Source organism: Hymenobacter sp. BT559 (assembly GCF_017571525.1).
GTDB lineage: Bacteria > Bacteroidota > Bacteroidia > Cytophagales > Hymenobacteraceae > Hymenobacter > Hymenobacter ginsengisoli.
This window is the reverse complement of record NZ_JAGETY010000001.1, coordinates 79,542-99,759: the sequence shown is the minus strand read 5'-3', so window position 1 is coordinate 99,759 and position 20,218 is coordinate 79,542. Positions and strand designations below refer to the sequence as shown.

Sequence of the window (20,218 nt, the reverse complement as noted above, 5' to 3'; positions counted from 1 at the left end):
GGGCCTAGCGGCCTCTACCAGAGGCGCGTATCGGTGATGCCAGCGGGCAGCGGCGCTACGTTGCCGAGGCCCAGCACGCACCAGCCTTCTTCTACGCCAAAAGCGCCACCGGGCATTACGTAGCTGACCCAGCGCAGCAGCGTGCGGCCGCTGTAGGTACTCGTATCGGGGTCGTATTCTCGGATAAGCAAGGCGTCGCCGACCTGAAAATCGGGGTCGTTTTCGCGCACATCGAACGGCTTGGTGCCGGCGGCCACGGCCGTGAAGCAGGGCGTCCAGAGCTGCAGCTCGTGGGTGCGGGTGCGGGCGGTAGTAACAAACGATTGCGGGGAGGCGGTGTAGTGTTGCATAGGATAGTGGGCCTCATAAGCGGGCCGGATTAGGGTAATTTACGTAGAAAACGCGACAGCTCCCATTATCGTGCCGTTAAGTATCAGCTCGCTACAGCGGGCCGAGGCTAGTGCCAGCTGCGTAAGCTCCTCATTATGATGCGTATTCTTCGCTGGCTGGCCCTGCCGCCGCTCGGGCTGCTGCTGGCCGCCGCCACCGTGCTGCTGGCCAACGAATGGGCCGTGGCCCAGGCTAGCCGCCGCGTGGCCGACGTGCCCTACGTGGCCGCTTCGGCGCCCGACTTTGACAACAAGCGGCACCGCCTCGATATTTATCAGCCCCGTGCCAAAGCGGCCGCCCCGCGCCCGGTGGTGCTGTTCATCCACGGCGGCAGCTGGAACAGCGGCAGCAAAGACGATATTCTGTATAAAGCCATCGGCCGGCGGCTGGCTAAAAATGGCTTTGTGGGCGTGGTCATCAGCTACCGGCTGGCGCCGCAGGTGCTGGTGCCCCAGCAAGCCGACGACTGCGCCCGCGCCCTGGCCTGGACGGTAGCCCACATCGCGGAGTACGGCGGCGACCCTGGCCGTCTCGTGCTTATGGGTCACTCGGCAGGCGGGGGGCTAGCCGCGCTGCTGGCCACTGGCTCCGACACCTTGCTGGCGCGCCACGGCCTGCCGGCTAGGGCTGTGCACGCGGTGCTACTCGACGACCCGGCCGGCCTCGACATGCTCGACTACCTCACCAAAATGCAATATGCGGGCGATGAGAAGTACCTCGTGCCCTTCAGCAAAGACCCGGCGGTGTGGCGGCAGGCCTCGGCGCTCTACCATGTGCGGGCCGGCGCACCGCCCATGAGCATCTACATTGGCGGCGATACCTACCCGAGCATCAAGGAAAGCAGCGAGAGATTTCGGCAGCGCCTCACGCAGCTGGGCGAGGCGCCGAAGTACACCATTTTGCCCGGCAAAAAGCACGTGGGCATGGTCACGCAGCTGTTTTGGGCTGGTAATGAGTTGTATGCGGAGTTGAAGCGGCTAGCGGAGTAACGCTGGCTAGCCTACTGTAGCTTAAGGTTAATGGGCGCGGTGAAACTCACTTTCACGGGCTTGCCGTCTTGCAGGCCGGGCGTAAAGCGTTTGAGCCGGTACACTGCCTTGATAGCCTCGGCATCGACCAGTGGGTGCAGCGGCTGCATGATTTTTACATCATCAACCAAGCCCTGGGCCGTTACACTGAACGTCACGAGCATACGACCCTGAATACCCGCTCGCCGGGCCTCCTTCGTGTAATTAAAATTGCGGCCAATAGCCCCGACCAAGGCCGCAAAGCCGCCATCGCCCTCCGAGTAGCGGGGCGTTACCTCGTATTCAAAAAACGGCACCGGCGTGCCATCGGGCGCAAAGCACTCGCCGGTGCCGTGCAATGCATCGGTGTAGCGCTCGCGGCGCTTGAGTTGCCCGCTAGGGTAGTAAAGCACCAACTCGCCGGTACGTCGGCCGTGGTCAAACTCGGCGTGCGTCTTTAAGTGGCCATCCTTAGTGAAGTATTCGCTTACGCCGTGGTGGCGCTGTCGGCGAATGTTGTCCATCTCTATGCGGCTTTGCAACTGGCCGTTGCTCATAAAATAGTCGCGCACTACGCCGGCCGTGCTGTCAGTGTACTCAGTTTCGCGGCGGTAAAAAGCGCCAGTGGCAGAAGGCAATACGCGCCACGTCGAGTCGAGAAAGTCCTTCTTTAGCGGCGGAATGGCTTGTTGCGCAGCTGCTTCGCTTGCAGCCAAGCCTAATAAAGTAGATAGAAGTATCAGGTGTTTCATACTCAAAAATAAAGCGAGATTGAAGCCAATAGCAGGCTTCAATCTCGCTTTTATAAAACTATATACTTGCAGGCGCTAAATGGCTAGCCCCGTTACATCACCGGCTTGTAGTTCACGCCCATGTTTTCAAACATAAAGGCCCACTTATCTACCTGCTCGCTGATGACCTGGGCGGTGCTGCGGCCCGCGCCGTGGCCGGCCTTGGTCTCGATGCGGATGAGCACCGGGGCCGGGCCGCGCTGGTCTTCCTGCAGGCGGGAGGCAAACTTGAAGGAGTGGGCGGGCACTACGCGGTCGTCGTGGTCGGCAGTGGTGATGAGCGTGGCCGGGTAGCTAGCCGGCTTCAGGGCGTGGTAGGGCGAGTACTTATAGAGGTAGTTGAACATCTCGGGCGAGTCCTGGGCCGTGCCGTAGTCCGGGGCCCAGACGGCACCGATGGTGAACTTGTTGTACCGTAGCATGTCCATTACGCCCACGGCGGGGAAAGCCACTTTTACTAGGTCGGGGCGCTGGGCCATCACGGCCCCTACCAGTAAGCCACCGTTGGAACCGCCTGCAATGGCTAAGTGGTCGGTGTCGGTGTACTTATTGGTTTTCAAGTATTCAGCAGCCGCAATAAAATCGTCGAACACGTTCTGTTTCTGCAGCTTGGTGCCGGCTAGGTGCCACTTTTCGCCGTACTCGCCGCCACCTCGGATGTTGGGCACCGCATACACGCCGCCATTCTCAAGCAACACGATGTTGGCGGGGTTGAAGCCAGGAGTTTGTGAGATATTGAAGCCCCCGTACGCATAGAGGTACGTGGGATTCTTTCCGTTCATCACTACGCCTTTTTTGTAGGTGATAATCATCGGAATGCGCGTGCCGTCTTTCGAATTATAAAACACCTGTTTCGACTCAAACTTGGTGGGGTCGAACTGCACCCCGGCCTTTTTGAACACCGTCGATTTGCCCGTGGCGATGTCGTACTTGAAAATGGTGGGCGGGTAGATGTAGGACGTGAAGGTGTAGTAGGTTTCCTTCTCCTCCCGCTTGCCATTGAAACCGCCTGCCGTGCCGAGGCCGGGCAGGGCGATGGACCGCTCCTTTTTGCCGGTCATGTCGTACTGCTCCACCAGCGAAGTGGCATCCTTGAGGTAGTGGGCAAAGATTTTGCCGCCCACGGTGTTCACTTCCAGCACGTTTTTGGTTTCCGGAATCAGGTCTTTCCAGTTGGCGGACTTGGGGGTGGCAGCGTCAACGGTAATTACACGGTTGTTGGGCGCGTTGAGGTTAGTGATGATGTAAAGCTTGCTGCCCACGTTGTCGACCACTTGGTTGCTGCTATTCATGTTGTCCACAACGGTCACAATCCCGCTCCCGGGCTTGCTCAAATCCTGGAGGTAGAGCTCGTTGCGGTTGCCGCCGTTGCTGGCCGATATAATCAGGAAGCGTTGGTCTTCTGTCAGATAGCCTCTGATGCTGCTGCGCGGCGTTTTCTCCCCGCCAAACACCAGCACATCGGCGCTTTGCGGGGTGCTCAGCTTGTGGTACATCAGTCGATGCAACTGGTTCTGGCCGGCTAGCATACTGCCGCTTTTGGGCTTGTCGTAGGAGCTGTAGTAGAAACCCTCATTGCCCTTCCAGGCTAGGCCCGAGAACTTCACGTTCTTGAGCGTGTCGCCCACAATAGCCTTGGTGTCGGTGCGTAGCACGATGACTTTGCGCCAGTCGGAACCGCCCTCCGAAATCGAATAGGCGGCCAGGCTCCCGTCTTTGGTGAAGCTCAGGCCGGCCAGCGAGGTCGTGCCGTCTTTGGAGAAGGTGTTAGGGTCCAGAAACACCTCGGGTGCGCCCGTGCCCAGCTGCCGATACATTACATACTGGCTTTGCAGGCCGGTGTTCTTGGAGAAGTACGTATACTTGCCTTCCTTCTGCGGGGCGGTATATTTCTCGTAGTTCCAGAGCTTGGTGAGGCGCTGGCGAATGGCCTCGCGGTACGGAATCTTGCTCAGGTAGTCCTGCGTTACTTTGTTTTCTTCCTGCACCCAGGCTTTGGTATCGGCAGCCTGGTCGTTTTCGAGCCAGCGATAGGGGTCGGCCACCTTGGTGCCGAAATAGGTCGTTATGGTATCGACCTTGCGGGTATTGGGGTAGGGCAGGGGCTTAATGGCAGCCATGGTTTGGGCCCCAGCGGGCCCGGCCGCCAGCAGGGCTAGCAGAATGGAAAGGTTTTTCATAAGAAAAGGAAGAAGTAAGCGCCGCTAAAGTAAGCAGCTTGGCTTACCCAAAGAGCGCGCCCTGGCGCTCGGGTTGCTCGAAGGCCAGCAGCCACTGCTTGCGCACCAGCCCGCCCGCGTAGCCCGTGAGCGCGCCGCTAGCCCCAATCACGCGGTGGCAGGGCCACACAATGGCTAGCGGGTTCTGGCCATTGGCCGCACCCACCGCCCGCACCGATTTAGGATTATTGAGCAGCTTGGCCACGTCGAGGTACGAGGCCGTGCGCCCGTGCGCAATGCCCGCCAGCGCCGCCCACACCTGTCTTTGAAAGTCGGTGCCCGCTAGGGGCACGCACAGCAGGTCGAAGTCGCGCAGCTCGCGGTTGAAGTACGCATGGAGCTGGCGGTGAGGCTCTTGCAGGCAGGCGGGCAGGTCGGCCGGGGCCGTGGGCGGCGGCACGTCGTGGTCGAGAAACTGCACGGCGTGCAGCCCGGCATCGGAGCCATGCAGCGCCAGCATCCCAATGGGCGAGTACAGGTGGGCAACGGCTGGCATAGGCAGAGGAAGAAGGGTGGCTACTTCAGCAAGATACTAGCCCCTAAATGAAAACGCCCGGCAAGCACAGCTTGTCGGGCGTTTTCAACGTGTCCTTGCCTAGCCCACCAGCACCGGGCGCCGCCGGGGCACTTTGGGCTGCGGCTGGGCAGCCTGCACCAAGGCCTGGGCCTCTAGCAGGGCGTGGGCGCTGGGCTCGTGCAAGATGCGGCGGGGCGGGCCATCGGGCCGCAGCTCAGCATCCCAGAGGCCCGAGCGGTGCCAGTGGTCGAGGTGGTCCCAGTCGGGCCGGTCTACCATGGGGTAGATGCAGGCCCCTAGCAGCGGCAGGCCCATGTGCAGGGCCTTGGCGCATTCCTTGCCAATCATGTTCCACCACAGCGGCCGGTCTACGCCGGGGTGGCTGGTTTCGGTGACCACAAAGGGCCGCTTGTAGCGCTTGTGGGCCTGGCGCAGCAGCTCGCTCAGCGGCACCCAGCGCGGGTCCATCACGGGGTCGTTCCAGCCCAAGTGGCGGTGCGGGTGCAGCTGCCACTGGTTGTCGTAGTAGTAATTGAAGCCGATAATATCGAGCAGGCTTTCGTGGCCGCCCAATTCGGGGCACATGCGGCCCGACAGAATATCGATGGCCTGAAATTGGTCGCGGTGCATGCGCTTGGCCTCGCGCACGTGGCTCACCCAGGGGTTGGGCGGCGGCACGATGTTGATGAGCGGCTCGGTGCTTAGAAAGCGAATGCTGGGGTCAGCCTCGCGCAGCGCCCAGCTGCCTTCAATATAGGCGCGCATCAGGCCGTACTTCACCTCCCAGCCCTGGCCCACGCAGTAGGGAGAGGTGCCGCGCACATCGCCCCCTAGCCACGACATGAAGCTGACCTCATTAATAGGCGTGACGATGAGCGTGCCCTCGGGCCGCACCGAGCGGTAAAAATCGACAAACGCGCGGCACACCGCCGCAAAGCGCCGGGCAAACATGGGATGCAGCGGCGTGAGGTCATCGGGGTAGCCGAAGTGGCAGATGTCCCACACCTGCTGAATGCCGTGGCGCTCGCCCGCGTCGAGCATCAGCTTTACGGTGCTCCAGTCGTACTGGTAGGGCGTTTTCTCAATCATCGCCCACCGGATGCCCTCACGCACGGTGCGCACGTTGAACTGCGCCAGGTCGGCATAGTCTTGGTCGAGGAGCGGCAGGTGGCCGGTAAGGGGCAGAAAATCAACCCGATTGCCAAAGGCGTTGAGCTGGTCGGTGCATTCGTAGCCGCCCCACCAAAACGAAGCAAACGGAGAATCAGTCGGAGTATATTTCATAGGTGTAAGGGTAGGGTTGCCGTTGTCGCCCTGCCGGGGCTAGCGCTAGGCGCGCCCGGCTAGCGACTTGGCTTCGATAAAAATGCGTTTAAACTCGGGGTACTTCGCCCGGATGCTGTTTTGTACGGCCTCCACGGCTTCTTCCACCTGAGTAGCCGTAAGGTGGTCTTCAAATTCTACGTCGAGCGCGAGCATCACATCGTCGGGAGCCAGGTACATGGTGAGGGGCGGGCGCACGGTGGCGACGCCGGGTATGCGGCGCGCCAACTCCTGCACCTGCTGCGTGGTGGCCTCGCTAGCCCCCTCGCCGATGAGCAGCGCCCGGGTGCGGCTCACCAGCAGCACGGCCACGCCCATCAGCAGCAAGCCGATGATGATAGAGGCACCGCCGTCGAAAAGCGGATTATTCAGCAAATGCCCGAAATACACCCCTAGCAGCGCGATAAGTAGCCCAGCCACGGCGGCGGCATTTTCGAGCACCGAGGCAAAAACGGCCGGGTCGCGGCTCGTAGTGAGCGTGGTCCAGAAGCTCACGCCGGGCGTGGGCTTTTCGAGCAGCGCCCGCAGCGCCAGCACCAGCGCCGCCCCCTCAAACACGATGGACACCCCTAGCACGATGTAGTTCCACATGGGGTCTTCGAGCGGCTCGGGGTGGTCGAGGTGCTTCACGCCTTCGTAGAACGACATGCCGCCGCCAATGGCAAAGATGAGCACGGCCACAATCAAGGCCCAGAAATACAGTTCTTTACCATGTCCGAAGGGGTGCTGCGCATCGGCCGGGCGCTGGCTGCGGCTCATGCCATACAGCAGCAGGCCGCCATTGCCGGTATCGACTAAGGAGTGGATGCCCTCCGAGAGCATGGCCGACGAGCCGGTGATATAGGCGGCCACGAATTTGCTGACCGCGATGGCCACATTGGCGGCGATACCGCCGTAGAGCGAGAGCTTAGAGGAAGAGTTTGCAGACATAGGCAACGTACATGTACGCTACCGGCGGGCGGGGGTTGGGCGGCCCGGCACAGCCGCTAGCCGGCATAAGTGCTTATTACACACAGCCACAGCCAGTAGCCGCCGTCTGCTGCTTATCAAAAAACTATTGGGTGGGCCATCTACTTCGCTGCACCCACCACGCTGGGAGGCCCCACGGCCTTGCCGGCAGTGCAAAAAATAAGCGGCTAGGATAAGTAGTCAATATTCGACTTCATAAATCGTACATGTGCTGTCTTTAAGTTGCTAACCCGTTTAAAAATAGCTGCTAACGATGCTTCCCGTACCGTTTTTACTGCCGGCCGCCGGGCTGAGCCTCGCCGCCTACGAAGCCGGTGACCCGGCCGGCCCGCCGTTACTATTGCTACATGGCAATTCTTTAGCGGCCGACGTATTTGAGCGGCAGTGGCAGGCGCCGGCCTTGCAAGGCTTCCGATTGGTCGCTTTCGACCTGCCGGGCCACGGGCAGTCGCCGCCCGCGCCGGGCCACTATGGCGTGGCGGCCATGCGAACGATAGTGCTGGAGGCCGTGCGCGCCCTACGGCTGGAGCACGCGCTGGTGGTAGCGCATTCTTATGGCGGCAATCTGCTGCTGGAGCTACTGCCAGACCTGCCAAACCTGCGGGGGCTGCTAACTATTGGCGCACCGCCGGTGAGCACGCCCGCCGAAATGCAGGCCGCATTTCAACTCAGTGAAACCGGAAAGCTGTTCTACGTAGCCTCTTTATCGGCAACGCAGGTAGACGCATTGGCCCGCTATTGCCTGCGCCCCGACCCGGCACCTGCTGAGGTAGCGTTGCTGGCGGCGGCTATTGCCCGCGCCGATGGCCGCGCCCGCGCTGACTTGCTGGTTAGCATCGGGGCGGGCGAAATGCGCGATGAGGTAGGCAATGTAGGCAAGACCTTGGTGCCGCTAGCCTTGGCGGTAGGGGAGTTTGACCACGCCATCAATTTTGCTTATTTCGATGACCTGGCCGCGCCTAGCCGCTGGGGCGGGGTGCTGCACGTAGTGCCGGGCAGTGGGCACTCGCCATTTCTGGAAAATCCGACGGTGTTTAATCAGCTAGTACTGGACTTTGCCGCCGCTACGAGCCCGGTAGAAGCGGTACGTACCCGTTAAGAGTACTTGTAAATCAGCCAAAATCCTGTTTGTCAAGCTGACAGAGCAGGTCGTAGTAGCTGGGCGCGCTAAGCTTGTGCCGCATATTGCGTCGGTGGGTATTCACCGTATGCACGCTGGTGTGCAGCTTAGCGGCAATCTGCGAGCTGGTAAGCCCTTGCAGCACCAAGGAAGCCACTTGCTGCTCGCGCGAGGAAAGCGCTTTATAGGCGGTAATGTTAGTGCGGGCCTGCTGCATGACGAAGGCCGAAAAATCAGGCCGGTTGACATGCAGCCGCACGTCCTGGGTTAGCTTATGATGGCTGATATCGGTATAAATCGCGGCTGTTGTAATAACCGCTCCCGTCAGGTCGCGCTCCAGAATGAGGTTCTGCCGAAGCACACGTAGGTAATAGCCCGCTGCATGGCGCAGGCGGTAATCGATGGCCATAACAAACTGGCTAAAGCTTTCCTCCGGCGGGCACTGCCGGATGTAGGTATTGACAAGCACAGACGCCTGCGCTACCTGGGGGGCATCATCGGGGTGCACCCGGTCATAGAGCCACTCTACGGTCTGCCGGTCGCTGGGAGGGCTAGCGCCCAGAACTTCTTCGATGCCTTGGCTTACAAATAGTAGCGCGCGAACCCGATAATCGTAGATGTACGAAAAACGACCAATAAGCGGCGTCCGGGCAAGTTGCGCGGCCATATCGCTGATAAATTGATTGGCGTCGCATTCCTCCGGCTGAGTATAGACAGACGGTGGATTAGAGTCCAGTATCTGGCGCACAACGGGCGGGGTAGCAGATGGCAGTACTGGTGGGGGCATAGCCGAAGTGTAGGAATGAATGGCAAATTACTGACGGCTAGTGTGCTATATGCTAGTATCCGCTGGAGTTAACCGCAAAAACAGCCCGTGTAGGTTGTGGGTGCCGGCCTTGCGCAACAAGTTGCGCCGGTGAGCTTTCACGGTGGCTTCGCTCAGCTTGAGGCGGTGAGCAATCTGGCGGCTGGTGAGGCCTTGCAGCACCAGGGCCAGAATCTGCTTTTCGCGGGTCGTGAGCAGTGGAGCCGCGGGCTGCTGCCGGGCCGCAAAAGCCGCAAAGTCGGGTTGATTGACGTGGTAGCGTACTTCCTGCGTGAGCTTGTGCGGCGAGAGGTCGGTGAAGAGGGCTAGCGTACGCTGAATGAGGCCCGGCCCCGGCGCGCGCTCCAGCAGCAGGCACTCGTGCAGCACCCGCCGGTAGTGCCCGTCGGCGTGGCGCAGGCGGTAGTCGAGCGAAAAAAGAAAATTGGGCAGGCTAGCGTGCGTGCGCTCGTGCAAATACTGGTGCACCAGGGCCTGCGCCTGCGCCACGGCGGCGGCATCGTCGGGGTGCAGGCGGGCGGCAAACCAGTCCAGCGTCAGCTCGTCGGGGGCCGGCCGCTCGCCCAGCAGCACCTCTACCCCGGCACTAACGAACACCAGCGACTGGCTAGGCAGGTCGTACACATAGGCAAACTGGCTGGTGAGCAAAATAGCCGCCAGCTGCTGCTGCAGGGCCCGCGTCGGCAGTGCACTAGCCTGGGGCAGGCTCAGCACCAAGACATCGGTGGGAGGGGTAGACTCAGACATAGCACAAACAGCAGCCTGGTAAAACAAATGCAAGCAGTAGCCAGCGCGGGCGCCCACTGCGCCGGGATAGCGGCTTAGGGCGGCAAGTAAGCTATTGGCTTGCGGAGTAGTGCACTGGGCAGCTGAAAACCAACTGTTTCTACCTACAAATAGGTATTGCCGGGCGCGCCTTCCCCAAGGACTTTTGCATACCCCGCCGCCCTTCGCTTTTTGCCTTATGAAAAACGTTTTCCTATCAGTTTACGGCCATGCCCGCGCACGGAAAGGGGGGCGCCTCCCTGCCCCCTGCCCGAGCAGGCTCGTCGGCAGTAGCCTGCTGCTTGCCGCGTTGCCCAAAGCAGGTGGCCCGGTGCTGCGCAGCGCCCGCTACGACATCCACGAATATCTGAAAAAGATATAGCGCCCGAACAAGCTGCCAGCTCCCACACACGCTTTTAACGGCCCGCCCCTTACTTGACTTACCGCCTGCCTCGTGCTTGGCCAGCTAGTTACTCACCCACTCCTCTGAGCTATGAAAACAACCTCTACCCCCTGCCGGGGCTGGGCAGCCGCGTGCCTGCTGCCCAGCCTCTGGCTACTAGCTGCCAGCCCCGCCGCGGCCCAGGGCTGGCTGGGGCTGGCCCAAAGCAACTACGGCGGCACTAATAGCGCCTACGTCAACCCCAGTGCCATTGCCGACTCGCGCCTGAGTGCCTACCTCAACCTGGGCGGGGCCAACCTTAATTTCTACAATACTTACCTGCAGCTCAACCTGCCCCAGAAACCGTGGTCGGCGGGGTTTAGCCTCAGCAAAGACAACCTGACGGAGCAAGGCGGAGCCGGCCTGCAATACGCCAGCGCCACGGCCGAAGTGCGTCTGCCTTCGCTGCTGCTAACGCTGGGGCCGCGCTCAGCGGTGGCCTTTAGCAGCCGGGTGCGGGGCTTTGCGCAGGCTAGCGGCGTGAGCTACAGCCTGGCCCGGCTGGCGCGCTACGGGCTGGGCCAGGCCAGCCAGCTGGGGCTAGCCAACCAGCTGCTCACCGACAACAGCTTCAACCTGGAGGCCAGCGCCTACCACGAATTTGCCTTCACCTACGCCCGCACCTTCACGCCCAACACCACGCACTTCTTCAAGGGCGGTCTCACGCTGAAGTACCTGGTGGGGCTGGGCGGCGGCTACGTGCGCAACGAGGGTACGCAGTTTAAGGTGCTGGATAAGAACACGCTGGAAGTGCAAAGTCGCCAGCTCAGCTACGGCCTTACTGATTACAAGCTGTATGGTGAAAACGGCTTTTCGCTGGGCTCGCTCTACGGCGACCAGCAGCTAGGCCGCGGCTACGGCGCCGACCTGGGCCTGACCTACGAGTGGCGCCCCGACTACGAAGCATACGATTACGAGATGGACGGGCAGCGTCGCCCCGACGACAGCCGCAACAAGTATCGCCTGCGCCTGGGGCTAGCCCTCACCGACATCGGGGCCATTGGCTACAACAACAATCAGCGGGTGCGCCAGGGCCAGGTGGCTAGCAGCGGTACCGTGCGCCTGGGTCAGCTCGATACGTTGAAATTCAGCACCTTACAATCGGTCGAAAATACCTTGCAGCGCACGGTGGGCCTCAGCAGCACGGCGCGCTCATTTACGACCTACCTGCCTGCCGCGCTGCGCCTCACGGCCGACTACCGCCTGGCCGGGCACCTCTACGCCGGCCTGCTGTGGGTGCAAAGTGTGCTGCCGCCCAGCACCGTCGGCGCCCGCACGCCCAGCCTGCTGGCCCTCACGCCGCGCGTCGAGTTTAGCAAGGTCGAGCTGGCCGTGCCGGTGCTGCTGGCCAATGGCTACCGGCAGCTGCAAGTGGGCGCCATGCTGCGGCTAGGGCCGCTGGTGGTGGGCTCCGACAACCTGGGCGGGCTGCTGGGTATTGAGTCGGCCACCGGGGCCGATGTGTACTTCGGGCTGGCCCTGGCCCTGCGCCGCCACCGCCGCCGCGACCGCGATGGCGACGGCGTGAGCAACGCCTACGACAAGTGCCCCAAGGAAAAAGGCACCTGGGCCACCCGTGGCTGCGCCCCGCCGCTAGCCCCCACGCCCGCCGCCCCGGTGGAAACAGCGCCCCCGGCGCCCGCCGCACCCACCGAGGTAGCCCCGCCCGCCGCCCCCGCGCCAGCCGGCCCGCCTGCTGCGCCCGAAACCACCAGCCCCGCCACCCCGGCCGAAGCCCTACCGCCGGCCACCCCAGCCCCACCGGCCGAAACGCCGCCCGCTAGCCCGGCGCCCGCCCCGCACTGAGCCGCCAGCTTCACTACGCTCCATTGTTTGACCCCTTTACTTTTTCACCCTTTCCCGTTTTTTGCCATGAACAAGCTCTCCTTTCTCTCGCTCCTGGGCTTTCTGCTGACGCTGGTCGGCCTGGCCCCGGCTGCGGCCCAAACCATTCGCCGGGTGAATAATACCGGTATTACAGGCACCAACATCTACGCCGACCTGCCTGCCGCCTACGCCGCCGCCGCGGCTGGTGATATTATTCAGGTCGAGCCGTCGGGGACGGCTTACAGCGGTATCGCCGTCAATAAGAACGTGACCATCGTCGGGCCAGGCTACTTCCTCGACCCTAGTCAGAATGCAGGCTTGCAGGCAAATCCGTTGCCAGCGACGGTGAGCACTATTGAAGTGCAAGCTGGTGGGGCTAACGCCTATATAGCCGGGCTGACGATATCGGGTACCTTTTATATTGAAGCCAGTAACGTTACGGTACAGCGCTGCAACATTGGTACTTTATACGTGAATGGAAGTAATCAAATAGGCACCCCTCAGACGTTGACCAACGTCATCATTAGGCAGAACTATATCAATCAAGTGTACGCCTACTACAGTATGGATAACATACTTTTCACTAATAATATATTTGTTAGTAGCATTAATATCCCTGCCAGTTATAATGGGGGATTTTATAATAACGTATTATTAGCCAGCGCTACCTTAAATAATCTTTTTGTCACCAACAACTACTTCACCGCTAGCCCAGGGGGGGCAGGGAATACATTCAACAACAACATCAGCGCGCAGGCTTTTACCACCGCTTACCCTAACGTGAACGGCAACCTGGCCAATGTGCCGCAAAGCTCGGTGTTCGTGCTGGCGCCCGGCGCCACGGCTTTTGATGCGTGGTACCAGCTCAAAGCTGGCACCAACCCGGCGCGCGGCACCGGGCAGGGCGGCATCGATGTGGGCGCTTTCGGGGGCACCACGCCCTACAAGCTAGGGGGGCTGCCCAACATCCCGGCCATCTACCAGGAGGCGCTGACCATTTCGGGCAATTCGCTGAACGTGACGCTGAGCACCCGCGCCAATAATTAAGGTATTCGGCCCTAGTCTCTATTCGTCATGCAACTAGTTACTTTTCGCCCCAGTCGCTGGGTCGGGTTAGCGCTGCTATGGCTGCTGGGCAGCCTGGCCGGCCACCCGGCTGCCGCTACTAGCCTAACTTTCAAGCCTGTACCGGCTGGCACCGCCCGCATTACGCAGGGCAACATCAACCGCCTCGAATACTTTGTGGATGCCGACCCCGGCCTGGGCAATGGCACCGCCGTGCCGTTCACACCGGGCACCGACGTGAGCGGCATCACCTTCAGTGTCAATTTGGCCGCGCTAACGGCGGGCTTCCACCGCCTCTCGACCCGCGTGCAGGATGTGGGTGGGGTGTGGAGCCTCACCAATACACGCAGCTTCTACCTACCGCTAGCCCCCACCAGCTCGCCCACGCTGGCCAACATCACCAAGGCCGAGTATTTCATTGACGCCGAGCCGGGCCTGGGTAATGGGGTGAACATTCCGATAGCCACCCCGGCTACCGATGTGAGCGGGTTAGCTTTCGTCGTCGACCTGACGCCACTGACCGTAGGCTTTCACCGCCTCAGCACCCGCTCGCGCGATGTCAATGGTACGTGGAGTCTCACTACCACGCGTAGCTTTTACTATCAGCCGGCTTCGGCTATCACGCCGGCGCCGGCCAACATTACCCGCGTCGAATATTACTTCGACACCGACCCCGGCTTTGGCAGCGCCACCAGCGTGCCGGTGCCCACGCCGGCCCCCGACGTGGCCAACCTGGGCTTTGCCGTTGACCTGAACACCCTGGCCGATGGCGCGCACCGGCTGTTCATCCGCTCGCGCGATGCCAACGGCAAGTGGAGCCTGGTGAGCAACGCGGCCTTTACGAAAAGCGGCTGCGCCAGCTCGGCCAACTTCGCCGCTAGCCTGCCCGCCGCCAGCTACGTGGGCACCAGCACTAGCGGTACGCTCAGCAGCCAGCCCAGCGTGGCCTTCAACACCGACCCGGCTAGCCCCAGCACCGGTAACTCGCCGTATTTCTCCACGGCTGGAACGCTCCAGGCTGATTTAGGTACGACTCAGACTATCAGCGAGGTGCGGGTGCGGCTCACGGCCGTGAGCGCGGCCAACTCGACCACAATTCAACTACAAACGGCGGCCAGCGCGGCCGGGCCGTTCACGACTATTGATACCTACGTGGCGCCGCTCGTGGCCAATACGACGCTGCTCGTGGCGCGCAAGCTGGCCACGCCGGTGTCGGCGCGGGTGCTGCGCCTGCAATTTCAGAATTCAAATAGCAGCTACTACGTGGTGGTATCGGGCGCAGGCGCCTTCAACTTTCAGTGCCTGACGCCCAGCATTACCAGCCTCACGCCTAATAGCGGCCCGGTGGGCACCAGCCTCACCGTGACCGGGGCCAACCTGCAGGGCACGACACAGCTGACTTTTGCCGGCACCAGCAACAACACCGTGACCACCGGCTTTGCGGTGAGCGCCGATGGCACTCAGATTACGGGCGTGGTGGTGCCCAGCGGCGCCACGACTGGCAATGTGACCGCTACGACCGCCAATGGCACCAGCAACGGCGTCAATTTCACGGTGACCGCGCAGCCCTCGCTGGCTAGCCTGGCGCCCGCGAGCGGCGTGGCGGGCAGCACCATTGTGCTGAATGGCGCTAACCTGACGGGGGCCACTACCATCACGTTTGCTGGCACCAGTAGTAATACCGTGACCACTGGCTTTGCAGTGAATAGCGCTGGCACGCAGATAACCGGCGTAGTGGTGCCTAGCGGTGCAACTACCGGCAATGTAACCGTGACTACGCCCGGCGGCACCAGCAACGGCGTGGTCTTTACCCTCACACCCGCGCCGACTATCAGCGCCCTGAACCCGACCAGCGGGCCGGTGGGCACCAGCGTGACGGTGACGGGCACGAACCTGAGCGGTGCCTCGGCCGTGGCCTTTAACGGCACGGCGGCAACGGGCTATACTGTGAACAGCGCGGGCACGCAGCTGACGGTAGCCGTGCCCACGGGGGCTAGCACCGGCAACGTGACTGTAACCACGCCCGGCGGTACCAGCAATAGCCTGACATTCAGCGTAACTGCTGCGCCGGTTGTTAGCGCCTTCAGCCCGACCTACGTGCAGCCCGGCGATGCGCTCACCATTACGGGCCAGAACCTCCAGGGCCTGACCCAGCTCAAAATTGGCGGGGCCGTGCAGTCCTCATTCACGGTGAACGTGGCCGGCACTCAAATTACGACTACCGTGCCCGGCGCCTCTTACATGGTGAACGGCACTACGTACCCGCTCACCAGCCGGCTCATTGCCGTGACCACCCCCGGCGGCTCGGCGGCCAGCGCTACCAAGCTGCGCATATTCAACGTGACGGGCTACTACGATGGCGCCCAGGGTTATAACACGCCGCCCAGCCAGGTGGTGGGCGGGCTCTACCGCCTGCACACCGGCGACCAGGTGTACGTGCGCGGCTCCGGGTTTTTGGGTGCCACCGGCGCGGCGTTCGTGGCCGGGGCCTCTACCGGCTGCGGCTCGACCATGACCCTAGCGGCCACTCCCACTATTGTGAACGACTCGATGCTCTACGTGCCGTTTCAGTATAACCTGGCGGGCCTGGGCTATTTCACCACGGGTGTCAATATCACGACCACGCTCGGCAGCCAGACGCCGCAGGGCTACAATGGCAACGCCTTTTTCTTCAATCCGCAGATTGACAGCCCTTTTGCTTCGTGCCTGAGCCCGACTAGTGGTCCGGCCAGTACGCGCGTCACCGTGACGGGCAGCTGGCTGTTTGGCGGCAATAACCCCACGGGCCTGACGTTCAACGGCGTGGCCGGGCAGAATTTCACGGCCAGCACCAGCGGCACCCAGCAGACCGTATCGGCCGACCTGCCGGCTAGCCTCAGCCCCGGCGCGGTAGCGGTGCGCGTTACGGGCACTGGCCCCGGCTTTGCCAGCACCACCGACCCTAGCGTGGTGCTGCCCTTCACCCTGACCGGCCCCACTAGCCCGCCGGCCCCGGCCCTGAGCAGCCTGTCGGCCTTGAGTGGGCCCGTAGGCACCAGCCTGACGATTACGGGCACCAACCTGACCAACACGTCCAGCATCACGTTTGCCGGCACAAGCAATAACACCGTAACCACCGGCTTTACGGTGAACGCCACCGGCACACAGATAACCGGTGTAGTAGTGCCTAGCGGTGCTCAGACTGGCAGCGTAACCGTCACTACGCCCGGCGGGAGCAGCAATGGGCTGCCGTTCACCGTTATTGCCGCCCCCGTGCTGACTAGCTTGAACCCGACTAGTGGACCCGTGGGCAGCAGCGTGACGCTGACGGGCACCAACCTGACAGGGGCCACCGCCGTGAGCTTCAACGGCACGGCCGCAACCAATGTGGTGATGGTGAGCGCCACGACTGTAACGGCTACTGTGCCTACGGGCGCCACCACCGGCAACGTAACCGTGACTACGCCCGGTGGCACTAGCAATGGCGTGACCTTCACGGTGGCAGCCCCGCTTACCATCGCGAGCACCAGCCCGGCGGCCAACACCGCATCAGCCTCATCGAGTGCTCCAGTTGTTGTGACGTTCAATCAGGCGTTGGATGCCAGCGCTGCCTCGGCGTTGAAAGTATTCAGCAGCCAGAGGGGCGGGCTGCGCACCGCCGCCACCTCTGCTACGGTGAGTGGCAGCACGCTTATTTTCTCCCCCTCAGCCTATAATTTTCAGCCGGGTGAGACGGTGTTCAGCACGGTGACAACGGCGGCTACAGCTGGTGGAGCAGCGCTGACTACACCATTGGTCTTTCAGTTCACGGCCGCCACGGCGGCGGGCACGGGCACGTTTGGAAGTAAAACAAGCTATTCCAGCGGTCCATACCCGGATGGAGTAGCACTGGGCGATGTAAATGGTGACGGGCATCTGGATATGGTGACTGCCAACTATGGCAGCGTCACGGGGAGCGGCAACACAGCTTCGGTTTTTTTAGGTACTGGCACGGGCAGCTTCGGGGCCAAAACCGACTTTGCGACCGGGAGCGCCCCAGATGGCATTGTTCTGGGCGATGTGAATGGCGACGGATTGCTGGATATGCTTACCTGCAACATCAGCGTCAATACCGTTTCGGTGCTGCTCGGCACGGGCACGGGCAGCTTCGGGGCTAAAACCGATTTTGTGACCGGAATCGGTCCCTACCATCTGGCCCTAGGCGACGTAAACGGCGACGGCCGCCTGGATATAGTGACCGTCAACTCGTATGCCAGCACTGCCTCGGTGCTGCTCGGCACGGGCACTGGCAGCTTCGGAGCCAAAACGGACTTTGCTACCGGCGGCATCCCCCTGAGCGTGGCCCTAGGGGACGTGAACGGCGACGGCCGCCTGGACATGGTAACCGCTAACGCAAGCAGCAATACTGCTTCCGTACTGCTGGGCACGGGCACGGGCAGCTTCGGCCCCAAGACGGATTATGCGGCTGGTAGCAGCCCCTTTGGCGTAGCGCTGGGCGACTTGAATGCCGACGGCCTGCTCGACGTCGTCGTAACGAACGAGTATGGCAATTCGGCTTCCGTCATGCTTCGGTTGAGTTCGGGTGGGTTCGGTCCCAAAACGGATTACCCTACTGCGGCCGGCCCCCGCGGCGTGGCCCTAGGCGACGTGAACGGCGATGGCCGCCTGGATATGGTCACGACTAACAATGCGGCCAGCTCCGTTTCGGTGCTGCTAGGTACCGGCACCGGTACCTTCGGCAACAAGACGAATTTCAACACCGCTAATACGCAAGCGTTTGACGTGGCCCTAGGAGACGTGGATGGCGATGGCCGCCTGGACATTGCCGCGACTGGCCAGGGGACCAACTCGGTAGCCGTGCTCCTGGGCCAGGGCAGCGCCCCTCTTGACCTTGTCATTAGCACCGGCACGCAGGCTAGCCCCACGGCCGTGGCGGCGGGCACCTACCACTCCATTACCGTCACCAGCACAGGCGTGGCGCAGCTGGTGGGTAGCACCAGCGTGACGGGTAGCATCGTCATCAATGGGGCATTCGACACCAACTGCCAGCCGCTGACCGGCACGGCTGATTTCACCCTGGCCGCCGGTGGCACCCTGGCCATCTGCGACCCGCTGGGCCTGAGCACGACCGCCGGCCAGGGGGCCGTGCAAACCACCGGTACCCGCACCTTTTCGACCGATGCCAGCTACGTATATACTGGCAAGGCGGCGCAGGTAACCGGCGACGCTTTGCCGCGCCAGGTACGCAACCTGGGCACCATCAGCGGCACCACCGTCACGCTTACGGCCCCAGTGGCAGTGGCGCAGGTAGTGGCCGTGGCCGGGGCGGGCAACCTTGTGCTCAATGGCCAGTCGCTCACGCTGCTGTCGTCGGCTGCCGGCACGGCGCTCGTCGTCAATAGCGGCACGGGCACGGTGGTGGGCACTGGTACCATGCAGCGCTACATCGACGCCAGCGGCAACACCGGCGCCAGCGGCTACCGCCACTACAGCGCCCCGGTCAGCAACTCGACCGTGGCCGACCTGGCCACTACGGCCACCGGCGGCGCCTTTACGCCCGTCGTGAACCCGGCCTATAACACCAGCGCCACGCCGCCCAGCGTCACGCCTTACCCAAACGTATTTGGCTACGACGAAACCCGCCTGGCTACTTCGCCGGCCGCTGGCATCTCGGCGTTTGATAAAGGGTACTTCTCGCCGGCCGCGCTCAGCGACCCCCTAGCCGTGGGCCGGGGCTACACCGTGCAGATTGGCAACCAGGAGCTGGTCGATTTCCGCGGCAGCTTCAACAATGGCCCCATCACGCTGGCCGGCCTCAGCCGCGGCACCGACCCCGATGCCGGCTGGCAGCTGCTCGGCAACCCTTACCCGGCCCCGCTCGACTGGGGCACGGTGGGTGCCCCCAATACCGGCGGCTCGGGCCTAGCGGGCCTCGATGCGGCGGCCTACGTCTTCCAGAGCACCAGTGCGTATGCCGGCCGCTACCGGTCCTTCGTGAATGGGGTAGGGGCGGGCACGGGCGTGCTGGCCGCCGGGCAAGGCTTCTTCGTGCGCACCAGTGCGGCGGGCACCCCCGGCACCCTCACCCTCACCAATGCTAACCGCCTCACCAGCTATGCGGCCGGCCAGCCCGCCGTGCAGCGCACGGCCAGCACCCGCCCACTACTGCGCCTGAGCCTAGGGCTGGGTGCCACCCCCGCCACCCCCGCCACGGCCCAGGACGAAACTTTTGTGTACTTTGAGGCGGGCGCCACGGCCGGGTTCGATAGCCGGTTCGACGCCTACAAGCTGCTCAATTCCAATGGGTACTACCTGGCTACGGCCATCACGCCCGCCGCTAGCCCCGCCGTAGGGGTATCGGTGGATGGCCGTGCTCCACTGGCCGCCGGCGCGACTGCCGATGAGGTGATACCGGTGTGGCTGCAAGTGCCGGCGGGCACCTACTCGCTCACCGCTACCGAGCTGGTTAACTTCACTAGCCTGGCCGGCGGCACCACCGTGTACCTGCGCGACGGCCTGGCCGGCACCCTCACCGACCTTGGCCAGCAGCCAAGCTACACCTTCAGCGTGGCAGCGGGCGCGGCCACGAGCGGGCGCTTTGAGCTGGTGTTCCGGCCGGCTGGCCCGCTGGCTACGGCCAGTGCGAGCCTGGCCAGCGCCCAGGCCACCCTGTACCCTAACCCCGCCGCGACTACGGCCGAGGTAACGCTGGCCGTAACTGGGCTGCCGGCCCTCACCGCGGCCCTCGAGGTGCAGCTGCTCGACATCCTGGGGCGGTTGGTCGGGAACTATACCCTAGCCGTGCGCCAAGGCGCGGGGCAGTTGCACGTGCCCACGGCCGAACTGCCAAGCGGCGTGTACGTGCTGCGCCTGGCCACTCGCAATGCGCAGGGCCAGGCCACGGGCACACTCCCCACGCAGCGGCTAGTGCTACGCTAGGCCCGACGGGGCCGGGCCGCCCTCGGTGCCCGGCCCCTA

General features: G+C 62.6%; 14 protein-coding genes. 6 read left to right on the top strand and 8 right to left on the bottom strand.

Annotated features, from left to right (window positions below; translation table 11 throughout):
* Positions 1 to 14: 14 nt before the first annotated feature.
* Entirely contained in the window at positions 15 to 350 is a 336-nt protein-coding gene (locus J4D99_RS00400) for an ASCH/PUA domain-containing protein (protein WP_208129719.1), read from the bottom strand.
* A 135-nt stretch (positions 351 to 485) separates the two neighbouring features.
* On the opposite strand from J4D99_RS00400, the gene J4D99_RS00395 reads away from it, so the two are divergent.
* Positions 486 to 1,379 (top strand): alpha/beta hydrolase, encoded by an 894-nt coding sequence (locus J4D99_RS00395; protein WP_309509603.1) that lies wholly within the window; start codon positions 486 to 488, stop codon positions 1,377 to 1,379.
* A gap of 11 nt (positions 1,380 to 1,390) precedes the next feature.
* Here J4D99_RS00395 and J4D99_RS00390 read toward each other — a convergent pair whose 3' ends face one another.
* From J4D99_RS00390 to J4D99_RS00370, 5 genes are all read right to left on the bottom strand, one after another.
* Positions 1,391 to 2,149, bottom strand: coding sequence for an energy transducer TonB (locus J4D99_RS00390; protein ID WP_208129718.1), 759 nt, complete (start codon positions 2,147 to 2,149; stop codon positions 1,391 to 1,393).
* Positions 2,150 to 2,241: 92 nt separating this feature from the next.
* Positions 2,242 to 4,368 carry a prolyl oligopeptidase family serine peptidase gene (locus J4D99_RS00385; RefSeq protein WP_208129717.1) on the bottom strand — a complete coding sequence of 709 codons (2,127 nt, stop codon included), beginning with the start codon at positions 4,366 to 4,368 and terminating at the stop codon, positions 2,242 to 2,244.
* A 43-nt stretch (positions 4,369 to 4,411) separates the two neighbouring features.
* The gene (locus J4D99_RS00380; protein ID WP_208129716.1) at positions 4,412 to 4,903 is read right to left on the bottom strand and encodes a methylated-DNA--[protein]-cysteine S-methyltransferase; all 492 of its coding nucleotides are present in this window, start codon (positions 4,901 to 4,903) and stop codon (positions 4,412 to 4,414) included.
* A 99-nt stretch (positions 4,904 to 5,002) separates the two neighbouring features.
* Complete coding sequence (locus J4D99_RS00375) at positions 5,003 to 6,208, bottom strand: amine oxidase (RefSeq protein WP_208129715.1); 1,206 nt, start codon at positions 6,206 to 6,208, stop codon at positions 5,003 to 5,005.
* Between the two features lie 45 nt (positions 6,209 to 6,253).
* On the bottom strand, positions 6,254 to 7,177 hold the full coding sequence (locus tag J4D99_RS00370; RefSeq protein WP_208129714.1) for a cation diffusion facilitator family transporter: 924 nt from the start codon (positions 7,175 to 7,177) through the stop codon (positions 6,254 to 6,256).
* Positions 7,178 to 7,469: 292 nt separating this feature from the next.
* Between J4D99_RS00370 and J4D99_RS00365 the strand changes: the two genes are divergently transcribed.
* Entirely contained in the window at positions 7,470 to 8,315 is an 846-nt protein-coding gene (locus tag J4D99_RS00365) for an alpha/beta fold hydrolase (protein ID WP_208129713.1), read from the top strand.
* A gap of 13 nt (positions 8,316 to 8,328) precedes the next feature.
* On the opposite strand, the gene J4D99_RS00360 is transcribed toward J4D99_RS00365, so the two are convergent.
* Together J4D99_RS00360 and J4D99_RS00355 are read right to left on the bottom strand one after the other, a co-directional pair.
* Positions 8,329 to 9,003, bottom strand: coding sequence for a helix-turn-helix transcriptional regulator (locus J4D99_RS00360; RefSeq protein WP_208129712.1), 675 nt, complete (start codon positions 9,001 to 9,003; stop codon positions 8,329 to 8,331).
* Between the two features lie 165 nt (positions 9,004 to 9,168).
* Positions 9,169 to 9,909 (bottom strand): helix-turn-helix transcriptional regulator, encoded by a 741-nt coding sequence (locus tag J4D99_RS00355; RefSeq protein ID WP_208129711.1) that lies wholly within the window; start codon positions 9,907 to 9,909, stop codon positions 9,169 to 9,171.
* Positions 9,910 to 10,126: 217 nt separating this feature from the next.
* On the opposite strand from J4D99_RS00355, the gene J4D99_RS00350 reads away from it, so the two are divergent.
* From J4D99_RS00350 to J4D99_RS00335, 4 genes are all read left to right on the top strand, one after another.
* The gene (locus tag J4D99_RS00350) at positions 10,127 to 10,309 is read left to right on the top strand and encodes a hypothetical protein (RefSeq protein ID WP_208129710.1); all 183 of its coding nucleotides are present in this window, start codon (positions 10,127 to 10,129) and stop codon (positions 10,307 to 10,309) included.
* Between the two features lie 111 nt (positions 10,310 to 10,420).
* Entirely contained in the window at positions 10,421 to 12,175 is a 1,755-nt protein-coding gene (locus J4D99_RS00345) for a DUF5723 family protein (protein ID WP_208129709.1), read from the top strand.
* 66 nt (positions 12,176 to 12,241) lie between these two features.
* Positions 12,242 to 13,243: a hypothetical protein gene (locus tag J4D99_RS00340; RefSeq protein ID WP_208129708.1), complete on the top strand. Its 1,002-nt coding sequence runs from the start codon at positions 12,242 to 12,244 to the stop codon at positions 13,241 to 13,243.
* Positions 13,244 to 13,270: 27 nt separating this feature from the next.
* Positions 13,271 to 20,179, top strand: coding sequence for an FG-GAP-like repeat-containing protein (locus J4D99_RS00335; RefSeq protein WP_208129707.1), 6,909 nt, complete (start codon positions 13,271 to 13,273; stop codon positions 20,177 to 20,179).
* The last annotated feature ends 39 nt before the right edge of the window (positions 20,180 to 20,218 follow it).